Origin of the sequence: Streptomyces sp. Pv4-95 (assembly GCF_045782725.1) — a bacterium.
Lineage (GTDB): Bacteria > Actinomycetota > Actinomycetes > Streptomycetales > Streptomycetaceae > Streptomyces.
In genome coordinates this window covers 2,036,108-2,048,532 of sequence record NZ_CP127172.1, presented here as the reverse complement: position 1 = coordinate 2,048,532, position 12,425 = coordinate 2,036,108, and the positions used below count along the sequence as shown (strand labels likewise).

10 protein-coding genes are annotated in these 12,425 nt (G+C 73.5%); 5 read left to right on the top strand and 5 right to left on the bottom strand.

All coding sequences use genetic code 11. From position 1 onward, the window contains the following. Window positions 1-52 precede the first annotated feature (52 nt). Together murC and msrB are read left to right on the top strand one after the other, a co-directional pair. Window positions 53-1,450: a UDP-N-acetylmuramate--L-alanine ligase gene (gene murC / locus QOM21_RS09195; protein WP_407549261.1), complete on the top strand. Its 1,398-nt coding sequence runs from the start codon at window positions 53-55 to the stop codon at window positions 1,448-1,450. Between the two features lie 18 nt (window positions 1,451-1,468). Then, window positions 1,469-1,870 (top strand): peptide-methionine (R)-S-oxide reductase MsrB, encoded by a 402-nt coding sequence (gene msrB, locus QOM21_RS09190; RefSeq protein WP_407549260.1) that lies wholly within the window; start codon window positions 1,469-1,471, stop codon window positions 1,868-1,870. Window positions 1,871-1,936: 66 nt separating this feature from the next. Here msrB and QOM21_RS09185 read toward each other — a convergent pair whose 3' ends face one another. The 3 genes from QOM21_RS09185 to QOM21_RS09175 form a co-directional block, all read right to left on the bottom strand. Beyond that, window positions 1,937-2,611: a 4'-phosphopantetheinyl transferase gene (locus QOM21_RS09185; protein WP_407549259.1), complete on the bottom strand. Its 675-nt coding sequence runs from the start codon at window positions 2,609-2,611 to the stop codon at window positions 1,937-1,939. Further along, the gene (locus QOM21_RS09180; RefSeq protein ID WP_407549258.1) at window positions 2,608-3,552 is read right to left on the bottom strand and encodes a metallophosphoesterase family protein; all 945 of its coding nucleotides are present in this window, start codon (window positions 3,550-3,552) and stop codon (window positions 2,608-2,610) included. The genes QOM21_RS09185 and QOM21_RS09180 overlap by 4 nt, the downstream gene beginning before the upstream one ends. Before the next feature lie 84 nt (window positions 3,553-3,636). Beyond that, window positions 3,637-5,277: a PucR family transcriptional regulator gene (locus QOM21_RS09175; RefSeq protein ID WP_407555618.1), complete on the bottom strand. Its 1,641-nt coding sequence runs from the start codon at window positions 5,275-5,277 to the stop codon at window positions 3,637-3,639. Between the two features lie 111 nt (window positions 5,278-5,388). On the opposite strand from QOM21_RS09175, the gene QOM21_RS09170 reads away from it, so the two are divergent. Both QOM21_RS09170 and QOM21_RS09165 read left to right on the top strand, forming a co-directional pair. Beyond that, the gene (locus QOM21_RS09170) at window positions 5,389-6,867 is read left to right on the top strand and encodes a purine-cytosine permease family protein (RefSeq protein ID WP_407549257.1); all 1,479 of its coding nucleotides are present in this window, start codon (window positions 5,389-5,391) and stop codon (window positions 6,865-6,867) included. A gap of 189 nt (window positions 6,868-7,056) precedes the next feature. Then, window positions 7,057-7,590, top strand: coding sequence for a type 1 glutamine amidotransferase domain-containing protein (locus QOM21_RS09165; protein ID WP_407549256.1), 534 nt, complete (start codon window positions 7,057-7,059; stop codon window positions 7,588-7,590). A 21-nt stretch (window positions 7,591-7,611) separates the two neighbouring features. Here the strand turns inward: QOM21_RS09165 and treZ are convergent, their stop codons facing one another. Next, complete coding sequence (gene treZ / locus QOM21_RS09160; protein WP_407549255.1) at window positions 7,612-9,441, bottom strand: malto-oligosyltrehalose trehalohydrolase; 1,830 nt, start codon at window positions 9,439-9,441, stop codon at window positions 7,612-7,614. 252 nt (window positions 9,442-9,693) lie between these two features. On the opposite strand from treZ, the gene QOM21_RS09155 reads away from it, so the two are divergent. Further along, window positions 9,694-10,239 (top strand): FHA domain-containing protein, encoded by a 546-nt coding sequence (locus QOM21_RS09155; protein ID WP_393893555.1) that lies wholly within the window; start codon window positions 9,694-9,696, stop codon window positions 10,237-10,239. A gap of 78 nt (window positions 10,240-10,317) precedes the next feature. Here QOM21_RS09155 and otr(A) read toward each other — a convergent pair whose 3' ends face one another. After that, window positions 10,318-12,345 carry a tetracycline resistance ribosomal protection protein Otr(A) gene (gene otr(A), locus QOM21_RS09150; protein WP_407549254.1) on the bottom strand — a complete coding sequence of 676 codons (2,028 nt, stop codon included), beginning with the start codon at window positions 12,343-12,345 and terminating at the stop codon, window positions 10,318-10,320. Between the last annotated feature and the right edge of the window lie 80 nt (window positions 12,346-12,425).

Here is a 12,425-nt window from a genome sequence, read left to right as displayed (position 1 = left end):
TGCGAGAATCATCGGCAGCACCACCGCTCGCGACGATCAGGGAGACCCGCCCATGGCACCCGCCATCCCAGCCACGATGGACCGGCCGCACTTCATCGGTATCGGCGGAGCCGGCATGTCGGGCATCGCGAAGATCCTCGCGCAGCGCGGCGCGCGGGTGGCGGGCAGCGACGCCAAGGACTCCGCGACGGCCGACGCCCTGCGCGCCCTCGGCGTGACGGTCCACATCGGGCACGCGGCCGACCACCTCGCCGAGGACGCCACCAGCGTCGTCGTCTCCTCCGCGATCCGCCCCGACAACCCCGAGCTGGCCGCCGCCCACGAGCGCGGCATCCCGGTCGTGCACCGCTCCGACGCCCTCGCGTCCCTGATGGACGGCCTGCGCCCGATCGCCGTCGCGGGCACCCACGGCAAGACGACCACCACCTCCATGCTCGCCGTCTCCCTCGGCTCGCTCGGTCTGAAGCCGTCGTACGCCATCGGCGGCGACCTGGACGCCCCCGGCTCCAACGCCGAGCACGGCGAGGGCGAGATCTTCGTCGCCGAGGCCGACGAGAGCGACCGCAGCTTCCACAAGTACGCCCCCGAGGTCGCCATCGTCCTCAACGTCGAGCTGGACCACCACGCCAACTACGCCTCGATGGACGAGATCTACGAGTCCTTCGAGACCTTCATCGGCCGTGTCCGCCCCGGCGGCACCCTGGTCATCTCCGCCGACCACGCCGGTGCCCGTGAGCTGACCGCCAAGATCTCCGGCCGGTTCGACATCGAGGTCGTCACCTACGGCGAGTCCGCCGACGCCGACGTCCGCATCCTGAAGGTCAACCCGCGCGGCCTGACCAGCGACGTCACCGTCGCCCTCAGCAGCGGCCGGATCCTGACCTTCACCGTCTCCGTCCCCGGCCGCCACTACGCCGGCAACGCCGTCGCAGCCCTCGCCGCCGGCATCGCCATGGGCCTGCCGCCGCACAACCTCGCCTCCGCGCTCGGCACCTACACCGGCGTCAAGCGCCGCCTCCAGCTCCGGGGCGAGGCGGCCGGCGTGCAGGTCATCGACTCCTACGCGCACCACCCCACCGAGATGACGGCCGACCTGGAGGCGATCCGGGGCGCCGCGGAGGACTCCCGGGTCCTGGTCGTCTTCCAGCCGCATCTCTTCTCCCGCACCCAGGAACTCGGTACGGAAATGGGCCAGGCGCTCGCCCTCGCCGACGCCTCGGTGGTCCTGGACATCTACCCCGCCCGTGAGGACCCGATCCCGGGCGTCACCAGCGCCCTGATCATCGACGCCGCGCGCACCGCGGGCGCCGATGTCACCGCCGAGAGCGACCAGGCCGCCGTCCCGGATGTCATCGCCGGAATGGCGAAGCCCGGTGACCTTGTTCTCACCATGGGCGCGGGCGATGTGACCGACCTCGGCCCCGCCATCCTGTCCCGCCTGGGCAGCTGAGCTGAGGAGGCACTCCAGATGTCGTACGAGATCGACAAGCCCGATGAGCAGTGGCGCGCCGAGCTGAGCCCCGCGGAGTACCAGGTGCTCCGCAAGGCCGGCACCGAGCCCGCCTTCGTCGGTGAGTACACCGACACCAAGACCGCGGGCGTCTACTCCTGCCGTGCCTGCGGCGCCGAACTCTTCCGCTCCGACACCAAGTTCGAGAGCCACTGCGGCTGGCCGTCCTTCTACGACCCCAAGGACACCGACGCCGTGGAACTCATCGAGGACCGCTCCCACGGCATGGCCCGCACCGAGGTCCGCTGCGCCCGCTGCGGCTCCCACCTCGGCCATGTCTTCGAGGGCGAGGGCTACCCGACCCCCACCGACCAGCGGTACTGCATCAACAGCATCTCGCTGCGGCTGACGGCGGACTAGGGCGGCGACGGGCGGGTGGAGGCGCCTCGGCGGACTGTCCGCCCGGCGCCCCGCCCGCCCGTCCCGTCACCCGCCATTCCTCACCCCGGGCACCACGACCGCCGTCACCACCAGCCCCGCCTCGACCAGCCACCGGCCGCTGAATTCGGTGATCTCCCTGCCGTCGACGACCGGCCCGGGGACGAGCAGGCGGGCCGTGAAGGTCGCGTCCGTCGGGTCGAGGGTGAGGTGGGCCTCCTCGAAGCCGAGCCAGCGGTGGGTGAGCGGATACCACGCCTTGTAGACGCTTTCCTTGGCGCTGAAGATCAGGCGGTCCCAGCAGATCTCGGGTTCCAGCCGGGCCAGCCGGGGGAGTTGGGCGCGTTCCCCGGGGAGGGTGACGAGACCGATCACTCCGGGGTCGTTGATGGGCTCGTTGGGTTCGGCGTCCAGGCCGATGGCGCGCATGTCCGACGAGCGGGCCACGGCCGCGGCGCGGTAGCCGGTGCAGTGCGTGATCGCTCCGACGATGCCGTCCGGCCAGCTGGGGGCCCGGTCGGGTCCGGGGAGCAGCGGCCCGGGGGCCACGCCCAACTCGGCCAGCGCCGCGCGGGCGCAGCCGCGTACGGTGCCGAACTCCTTCTGCCGCTGGGGGACGGCGGCGGCCACCGCTTCGCGTTCCTCGGGGTACATGGCGGTCAGCGGGGCGTCGTGGAACGCCTCGGCGGTCGCGATCGGGACGGGCAGCAGCTTGTCGATCATGAGGTGGCCGCCGTGGACGCCGCGGTGACGGAGGGCATGATCTGGACCGGGCGGCCCGGGGTGCCGGCGCGCGGCCGCCATTCGCGTGGGTAGCCGAGCGACACCTCCTGGTGGGGGACGCCGTCGCAGACCAGCAGCCGGGGGATGTGGAGGTGGCCGTAGACGACCGTGGCCGCACGGAAGCGGCGCGGCCAGTCGGCGGTCGCCTCGGTGCCGCACCACAGCGCGAACTCCGGGTGCCACAGGGGCCGCAGGGGCTCGCGCACCAGGGGAAAGTGATTGACCAGGACCGTGGGCAGGTCCTCCGGGACGGCGGCGAGCCGGGCCTCGGTGGCCGCCACCCGCGCCCGGCACCAGGACTCCCGGGTGGGGTAGGGGTCGGGGTGCAGGAACAGCTCGTCGGTGCACATCACGCCCGCCTCCTCGGCCACGGCCAGGGCCGCCGCCTTGGTGGTGACCCCCGGCGGCCTGAACGTGTAGTCGTAGAGCAGGAAGAGCGGGGCGATGACGACCGGGCCGTCGGCGCCCTCCCACACCGGATACGGGTCCTCCGGGGTCAGGACGCCCAACTCCCGGCAGATCGCGACGAGATGCTCGTAGCGCTCCACGCCGCGCAGCTGCACCGGGTCCTGGGACGGCGTCCACAGCTCGTGGTTGCCCGGCACCCACACCACACGGGCGAACCGGCCGCTGAGCACCGTCAGGGCCCAGCGGATGTCGGCGACGAACTCGCCGATGTCCCCCGCGATCAGCAGCCAGTCGTCGTCGGACTCCGGAGTGAGCCGCTCGACGATGTCGCGGTTCTCGGCGTAGCGGACGTGCAGATCGCTGACCGCCACCAGCTTGCCGCGCCCCGGGCGGCCCGGCCCGTCGGCGACGGGAGCGGGCGCGGCGGGACCGGGAGCGGGGCCGGGGGGCACAGGACGGATTTCGTAGGTCACCGTCGAAGTAAAGTCGTTGGCCGGGGCGGAGTGAAGGGCGGCAGGCGAACGCCGGCCCGCATCGCCCGTGCGGCGGCGCCCGGTTCAGCGCGGGCCGTCGGTGCCCGGGGCAGGGGTGTCGCCGCGGCGGATGCGGGTGGCGAGCCAGAGGTCGAAGCGGTCGTCGGGATCGTCCATGCGCCGGCCGGTGAGGTCCATGGCCTTGTCGAGGCGGTTGCGCACGGTGTGCCGGTGGACGCCGAGCCGGCGGCTGGTGGCGTCCCAGGCGCCGCCGGTCTCCAGCCACGCCGCCAGGGTGGCCGTCAACTCCTCGCCGTTGTCGGCCAGATCGAGCGGTCCGAGCACGGCGTCGGCATAGCCGTGCAGGGTACGGCTGTCCCCGAGGTCCAGCAGCAGCCGGCTGGTTCCGCTCGGGCGGGCCTCGGCGGGCTCGCCGCCCGCCCGGCTGACGGCGAGCAGCCCCGCCGCCTGACGCAGCGACACGCGGACCGCCTCGGGCGGCACCGCGGGGCCGATCCCGGCGGGGTGGTGCGGGGCGAAACGGCCGAGCACCTCACGGATGTCGAGGTCCTCGCCGACGACCGCCTCGATGGTGCCGTCCACCACCCTGACCAGGCCGCCGGGCATCGCCAGTGCCAGGTCGGCGGCCATCTCCTGCGCCGCGCCCTCGGCTCCGGCGGAGTCGGCACCGGACGAGCCGGCTCCCGAAGGTCCGGCCGGCGTGCTCGGGGCCCCCGGCGCGCGCCCCCGCACTCGGTCCGCGGCCTTCCGCCGGTCGTCGCCCGCCGCCACCACGACCCCGCGCACCCGTTCAGCGGTCAGACCCGCCGAGACCAGCAGGTCCCGCGCCCGGTCGGCCGGCAGGTCCTCGTCGGCCAGCAGCTGGGAGAGCAACGCCGACCTGCGGCGGCGCTCCGGCTCGTCGCGCAGATGGCGCCGCTCCAGTTCCAGGGAGAGCAGCGAGACGAGGCCCGGGACGACGGAACGGGCCGCGCCGTCGGGGCGGCCGGTGAGCAGCAGCAGCCCGCGCAGCCGCCGGGCGCCCAGCGGCTGCACCTCCAGCTGATGTCCGCCGGCCGTGCTGGAGGCGCTGCCCCGCAGACCGCGCGCCGCGACCCGCTCGACCAGCTCGCGTGCTTCCGGTGGTGGCGCCGACGCTCCCCGCTCGCCCACGGCCAGCAGCCGGCCCAGGGGGTCGAGGACCGCCGCGCCCACGCCCGTGGCCGCCGTCCATTCGGCCAGCATCGGCCGCAGCCCGTCGCCGGTGGCCGCCGCGGTCAGCCGCCGCTGGGTCGCGAAGGCCCGGTGCAGCATCTCGCGCTGCTCGGTGGCGCGCGCGTCGAACACGGCCTTGGTGACGGCGATGAAGGGCACCTCGTCCGGCACGGTCAGCAGCGGCAGCCCGGCCTCCTCGGCCGCCGTGACCAGGGGTTCCGGCGCCGACTGGTAGGGCAGTCCCTGTCCGAGCCCGAGCGCGAGGCAGGCCGCCCCGCCCTCCGCCACATCCCGTACGTAGGCGCGGCAGGCGTGCGGCTCCATGGGCAGGAGCAGGCCGATCGTCATGAGGAGCTCGCCGCCCTGCAGCCACTTCCCCGGGGTGGGCAGGTCCGAGACGGTGGCCGCTTCGACGGTGCGGGCCAGCAGGTCCGGCGGCACGTCGTAGCCGACCGACAGATCGAGGTCGGGCCGGGCCAGAAGGTCGGAGATACGCAGCGGCATAGACATAGTGTCCATCACATATCTATGGAGTGGACGATCGGGCGATCGAATCGGGTGGCCCATGCACCTAGGTTCACAGCACCGCAGACATGCCGCCGTCCCCCGTAGGAGAACTCCATGGATCCCATGGCCGCCGCACCAGGCGATGACGCGGGGCGACCGTCCCGCGTCATCGAGGCCCGCTCGATCGACTACGTCCCCGCCCGCGAGCGGCACGGGAAGGTGTGGCACCAGGGGCCGTTCTGGTTCACCGGCAACTTCGTGCTGACCACCATGGTCACCGGCTTCCTCGGCCCGGAGCTCGGCCTGAGCCTGCCCGCCTCCGTCGCGGCGGTCGTCCTCGGCGCCTGCTTCGGCACCTTCTTCATGGCCTTCCACGCCAACCAGGGCCCCCGCATGGGCCTGCCGCAGATGATCCAGTCGCGGGCGCAGTTCGGCATCCGGGGTGCCATCGTCCCGTTCGCCGCGGTGGTCTTCGTCTACGTCGGCTTCAACGTCTTCAACGTCGTCCTGGCCGCACAGGGCCTGCGCACCGTCTTCCCGGGCGGCAGCACCCTCTGGTACGTGCTGATCATCGGCGTCGCCATCGTGCTCGCCATCGTCGGCCACGACCTGCTCCACCTGGTCCAGCGCTGGCTCACCTACGTCCTGATCGCCGTCTTCGGCGTGCTGACGGTCGGCGCGCTGGTCCAGTTCGACCCGTCCGCGGCGGCGGGCGCCGCGTCCCCCGCGCACAGCTCCTGGACGTCCTTCCTCGTGGTCTTCTCCGCCGCGGCCGGCTACCAGATCAGCTACGCCGTGTACGTCTCGGACTACTCCCGCTACCTTCCGCGCGACGTCTCCGCCCGCAAGGTCATCTGGTGGACGTACGCGGGCGCGGCGGGCTCCGCTGCCTGGCTGATGTCGCTCGGCGCGCTGCTCGCCTCCGCGCTGCCCGACCCGGACGCGATCACCGGTCTCCGGCAGGTCGGCAACGCCATCCTGCCCGGCTTCGGCACCTTCGCGGTGGTGGTCTCCTCCGTGGCCCTGATCGGCATCATGGCCGTGAACTCCTACGGCGCGATGCTCACCACCACCAGCGCGGTCGACGCCTTCCGCACCGTCCGGCCGACCGTCCGGATCCGGGTCGCCGGGATCGTCGCCATCGGCGTCGTCATCCTCGCCGTGGCCATGCTGCTCCCGGAGAACTACCTGGAGAGCTTCAACACCTTCGTGCTGATGATGCTCTACTTCCTCATCCCCTGGACCGCGGTCAATCTCGTCGACTTCTACTGGGTCAGGCGCGGCCATTACGCCGTCACCGCGATCTTCGACCCGGCCGGCATCTACGGCCGGTGGGCGTGGCGCGGCATCGTCGCGTACGTCGCCGGCTTCGCCGCGATGATCCCGTTCTTCGCGACGTCGTTCTACACCGGCCCGGTCACCGAGGCGTTGGGTGGCGCGGACCTCTCCTTCGTCCCCGGCCTGCTCGTCGGCGGCGGGCTCTACTACCTCCTCAACCGCGGCCTGGACGCGGCGGCCGAGGAGGCGGCGGTCGCGGCCAGCGAGCGGGAGCTGGAGGGCGCGGACGCGGACCGTGCCGTCTCCGCGGCGTAGGCGCCGCACGCTCCTGCGGATGAGCGAAGGCCGTATGCCCCGTTATGGTCGTGGGTGGGGAGGGCGATCCCGTCCTTCTCAGCTGACATGGACCGACATGGACCGACCCGGACGGTCGTGCCCGGCCCGGGGCGGCGCGGTGCGTGCCGGCCCGCCGGAGCGGCCGGGACGAAGGGACGTGAACGCGGTATGCAGGTGGCATTTCTGGTGGCCCCCGAGGGCACGGAGCAGGTCGAGCTGACCGAGCCGTGGCGCGCGGTGACCGCGGCCGGGGGCACTCCGAAGCTGGTCTCCACCGCGGAGGGGAAGGTGCAGGCCTTCGACCATCTGGACAAGGCCGACACCTTCCCCGTCGACCTGACGGCCGGCGAGGCGTCCGCCGGCGACTTCGACGGCCTCGTCCTGCCCGGCGGCGTCGCCAACCCGGACGCGCTGCGCATGGACGAGGAGGCCGTGGCGTTCGCCAAGGCGTTCTTCGACGCGGGCAAGCCGGTGGCCGCGATCTGCCACGCGGCCTGGACGCTGATCGAGGCGGATGTGGTGCGCGGGCGGACGCTGGCCTCCTGGCCGAGCCTGCGGACCGATATCCACAACGCGGGCGGCACCTGGGTCGACGAACAGGTCAAGATCTGTACGGCGGGCCCGAACACGCTGATCACCAGCCGTAAGCCGGCTGATCTGGATGCCTTCTGCCCCGCGTTCATCGCGGAGTTCGCCCACTGACGCCACCCCCGCCACGGCGCGCTACGGGCCGAGCACGACCGCCGACTCCGGTGGCAGCCACAGCAGACCGTCGCTGTCGGGGACGGCAGGATCGGACCAGGCCGCCAACGCGCGCAGCCTCGGCTTCCGGGCCGTCGTCCCGACGTTCCCGGCAGCCTCCGGGCCGCCGACCGGGATGGCGGCCGTGGTATCCGGGGAGAAATTGACCGCCACCCTCAGCGGCCCGCGCCGCAGCAACAGCCAGCGGCCCCGCTCGTCGTGGGTGACGCCGGTGCGGGCGGGGTCGGGGTCGGTCAGCGCCGGCTGTTCGCGGCGCAGCGCGAGCAGGGCGCGGTGCCAGGCCAGCAGAGCGGCGTGCGGCGCCCGCTCCGATTCGGCCCAGTCCAGCACGCAGCGGTCGCGGGTGGCCGGATCCTGCGGGTCCGGCCAGTCGGCCTCGGAGGGGCCTGTGGCCGCGGAGCCCTGGGTGTCCCAGTCGTGGGCGGCGAACTCCCGTCGCCGACCGGCCCGTACGGCTTCGGCCAGCTCCGGATCGGTGTGGTCGGTGAAGTACTGCCACGGAGTGCGCGCTCCCCATTCCTCGCCCATGAACAGCATCGGTGTGAACGGCGAACACAGCACCAGCGCGGCGGCGCAGGCCAGCAGCCCGGGAGAGAGCGCCGCGGCCAGCCGGTCGCCCAGCGCCCGGTTGCCGATCTGGTCGTGGGTCTGCGCGTAGGCCAGCAGACGGTACGCAGGCGTGCCGCGCAGGTCCAGGGGGGCGCCGTGTGCCCGGCCGCGGAAGGTGGAGTAGCTGCCGTCGTGGAAGAAGCCGCCGGTCAGGGTCTTGGCCAGGGCGGCAAGCGGAGCACGTGCGAAGTCGCCGTAGTAGCCCTGGGATTCGCCGGTCAGCGCGGTGTGCAGACAGTGGTGGAGGTCGTCGTTCCACTGCGCGTGCAAGCCGTGGCCGCCGGCCGTGCGCGGCGCGGTGGTACGCGGATCGTTGAGGTCGGACTCGGCGATCAGGAACAGCGGGCGCCGCAGATGCCCGGCGAGCGCGTCCACCGCCGCGGACAGCTCGGCGAGAAAGTGGTGGGCGCGGGTGTCGTGCAGCGCGTGCACGGCGTCCAGCCGCAGCCCGTCGATCCGGTAGTCGCGCAGCCAGCTCAGCGCGCTGCCCACGAGATAGCGGCGCACCTCGTCGGAGCCGGGCGCGTCGAGATTGACGGCCGCGCCCCACGGTGTGTGATGAGTGTCGGTGAAGTACGGCCCGAACGCGGGGAGATGATTGCCGGACGGCCCGAGATGGTTGTGCACCACGTCCAGGACGACCCCGAGCCCGTGTGCGTGCGCGGCGTCCACGAACCGCTTGAGCCCCTCGGGCCCGCCGTACGGCTCGTGCACCGCCCACGGCGCGATCCCGTCGTAGCCCCAGCCGTGGGCCCCGGGGAAGGGGCAGACCGGCATCAGCGAGACATGGGTGATGCCCAGGTCGGCGAGGTGCGCCAGCCGCGCCGCGGCCGCGTCGAAGGTGCCCTCGGGGGTGAAGGTGCCGATGTGCAGCTCGTAGAGGACCGCGCCGGGCAGCGGACGGCCCGGCCACGGATGCCGCCAGGTGAAGCGGTCGTGGTCGACGACCGCACCGGGGCCGCCCGGCCCCTCCGGCAGCCGTACGGCGCGCGGATCCGGCAACGGCGGACCGTCGTCGAGCCGGTAGCTGTAGCGGTCCCCGTCGCGGGCCGGTGCCTCGGTGTGCCACCAGCCCTCGCGGGTGGTGGCACGCTCCATCGACACGGCCGGATCGCCGGCCCGGTCGCCCGCCCACTGGAGAGCGACCCGTCCGGCGCTCGGCGCCCATACCTCGAACAGCACGGCTGCACTCCTTCGTTCGCTCCCGGTCCCCCTCGACGAAAGCACGTCGCGCCGCCGCCCGGCAGTCCGACGTGGCGAACCGGGGCGACATCGGGCCATTCCGCTGGGCCGTTCCGGCGAGCGGCGGACGCAGCCGCCGCGGCGTGGTCACCGGCGTCCGCCGCACCTCGCGGTCCCTTCCGGGGACTCCGGGGCGCGCATCACGGACACATCGCCTGGACACCGGCTCGCGGTGGCCGGACAATCACCGACATGACTTCCCTGGAGTTCCCGGCGCGGCCGGCGCGCCCGTCGGACGCCGACCGGGAGCGCGCCCTCGACCTGCTGCGCGACGGCGCGGCGCACGGGCGGCTGTCCCAGGACACCTTCCTGCGGCGCCTGGAACTCGTCCTCACCGCCCAGCACAACTCCGAACTGGAGCAGGCCACCGCGGACTTGGCCGCACGGGGCAAGGTCCAGGGCGCCCTGCTGCGGATGGTCGGCCGGGCGTCGTCCTTCCACCTCAGGGTCCGCCGGGCATGGCGTACGGAGCGGCTGCCCAAGCTTCTGCTGCCGGCGCCTGGCCCCTTCCCGCTGCTGATCGGTCGGGCGCCCGGCGTGGGCCTGCGGCTCAACCACGAGACGGTCTCCCGAGCCCACGCCGAACTGCGCAGCGCCGGCAACGGCTGGCTGCTGCGCGACCTCGGCTCCACCAACGGCACCTGTGTCAACGGGCGTCGGGTGGTGGGCGAGGTGCCCGTGGGACCCGGCGACCACATCAGCTTCGGCCGCGTCGACTACGTCCTGACGGAGAAGTGAGCGGGGCGGGTGGCCGACAGCCGGGAGGGCGCGCCGCCCGGGTGTGACCTCGCGCGCGCCCCTGCCCCGCGCCCGCTGCTACGGATGCGGCGTCCCCTCGCGCACCGGCCGGTCACCGGACGGATGTGAGGTCCACACCCCCTCACCGCGGGTCAGGTGGGGCAACAGCCCTTCCGCCTGCCGGACATGGCGCGCCGGCAGGACACCGCTGAGCAGCCAGGAGTGCCGGCCGCCGGACGTCTCGCCGAGTTCGGCGCCCAGCGCGGTGAGCCGGGCGGTCACCGGAGCCAGCGCGTCGAGCGGGAGCTCCACCTCGAAGGCGTGATACGGCTCGTGGACCCGGGTGCCGGCCCGCCGCAGCGCCCGCAGCAACACCACCGGCGTGACGGCACGGAAGTCACCGGCCGTGCTGAGCGGGCCGACGAACCCGGAACGGGTCAGCACCACCCGGCAGTCGGTCACCGCGAGTCCGTGCGGTCCGTGGCGCAGTGTGGCCAGCGCCGTCTCCTCGATGGCCTGGTGGAAGCCGTGCGGCAGCGCGCCGAGTTCGGTCTCGTACGTGAAGACCGGCCCGGAGTCGCGCGCGCCCGGTTCGACCCGCAGCCCGACCGTCGCCCACGGCCCCGTGTGGCCGCGCCGCGCGATCTCCGCATGCGCCTCGCCGACGCCGCGGGGCCGCTCCACGCACACCACCCGGCTCGGCGCGAACTCCGCCTCGATGCCGTACGCCTGGCGCAGGGTCGCGGCGATGATCTCCTTCTGCACCTCGCCGTGCAGCAGCACAGATGTCGCTCCACCGGGCGCGGAACGCACCCGCAGCAGCGGATCCTGGTCGGCCAGATCCAGCAGCGCCGACCGCAGGGCCGCGGCGCGCGCGGGATCCTGGGGACGAACGACCGTCTCCAGCGTGGGGGAGGGGAACAACGGGGCCGCCGTGCGGTCGCCCGGGGCCGTGGCGCCGGGGGCGGGCACGGGGCCGACGCGGTCACCTGTCCGGATGCCGGGCAGCCCGCGGAGCACCGCGATATTGCCCGGGGTGAGCGGGCTGCTGTCCCCGGGCGGGCGGCCGACGACCTCCAGCGAGGTGATCTTGCCGGTCAGCGTTCCGCGCGCGCCGTCCGCCTCCCGACGGTGCAGCGCGATCCGCCGGCGCGCGTGCAATTCCCCTTCGTAGAGCCGGACATGTGCTGTGCGCTCGCCGTGCGGCTGCTGCTGAACGGCGAAGACCGTGCCGCGCGGCTCGGTGCCGCCTGCCACCGGAGCCGGGGGGATCAGCTGCACCATGCCCTCGACGAGGGCACCGACCCCTTGCCCGCCCAGAGCCGACCCGAAGTACACCGGGTGCACCGCGGCGTCGGCGGTGCGGGCGGCCAACGCGGCGCGGAGGCGGGCCGCACCGGGCGGCGGGCCCTCGACCACCCGAGCCAGGATCGCGTCGTCGGCCTCGGCCAGCGTCTCGGCGATCCGCTCGCGGTCCGCCGGGTCCTCCAGCCGGTGCGCGCTCACGTGCGCCCGCGCGGTGCCGAGGTCGTGGGCCGTCGCCATGGGGACGACGACCGGGGCGAGGGTGCGGCGGATGTCCGCCAGCAGCGCGTCTCCGCGCGCACCCGGCCGGTCGATCTTGTTGACGAAGAGCAGCGTCGGCAGCCGCAGCCGCCGCAGCGTCTTCATCAGAATCCGCGTTCCTGCCTGGACGCCCTCCACCGCGGAGAGCAGCAGCACGACGCCGTCGAGCACGCCCAGGGCACGTTCGACCTCGGCGATGAAGTCGGCGTGGCCGGGTGTGTCGATGAGGTTGACCTGGACATCGCCGACGGTGAAGGCGGCGACGGCAGAGCGGATCGTGATGCCGCGCTGCCGCTCCAGCTCGCCGGTGTCCGTTCGGGTGTCGCCGGCGTCGACGCTGCCGAGCCGGCCGATGACGCCGGTATCGAAGAGCAGCCGTTCGGTGAGGCTGGTCTTGCCCGCGTCGACGTGGGCGACGATGCCGATGTTCAGGGTGTGGCGGGGGTGATTGCGGCCGGTGAACGGCGCGCCGTGCGCGGCGGGAGCGTCAGCAACGTGGCGGGCGGGGCGCCCGGTGCGGCGCGGGGAAGGGGAGGGCATGGCTGAGCGAAACCTCGACAACTGTCGTCCGATAGGGGCGCTGAGTCGTTCCGAGGTTTCGGCGCATGCGGTTCTCCCGG

What these genes read in the sequence shown, in the direction of transcription:
- murC (WP_407549261.1), top strand. Translation starts at nt 53, where the DNA reads ATGGCACCCGCCATCCCAGCCACGATGGACCGGCCGCACTTCATCGGT.
- msrB (WP_407549260.1), top strand. Translation starts at nt 1,469, where the DNA reads ATGTCGTACGAGATCGACAAGCCCGATGAGCAGTGGCGCGCCGAGCTG.
- QOM21_RS09185 (WP_407549259.1), bottom strand. Translation starts at nt 2,611, where the DNA reads ATGATCGACAAGCTGCTGCCCGTCCCGATCGCGACCGCCGAGGCGTTC.
- QOM21_RS09175 (WP_407555618.1), bottom strand. Translation starts at nt 5,277, where the DNA reads ATGTCTATGCCGCTGCGTATCTCCGACCTTCTGGCCCGGCCCGACCTC.
- QOM21_RS09170 (WP_407549257.1), top strand. Translation starts at nt 5,389, where the DNA reads ATGGATCCCATGGCCGCCGCACCAGGCGATGACGCGGGGCGACCGTCC.
- QOM21_RS09165 (WP_407549256.1), top strand. Translation starts at nt 7,057, where the DNA reads ATGCAGGTGGCATTTCTGGTGGCCCCCGAGGGCACGGAGCAGGTCGAG.
- QOM21_RS09155 (WP_393893555.1), top strand. Translation starts at nt 9,694, where the DNA reads ATGACTTCCCTGGAGTTCCCGGCGCGGCCGGCGCGCCCGTCGGACGCC.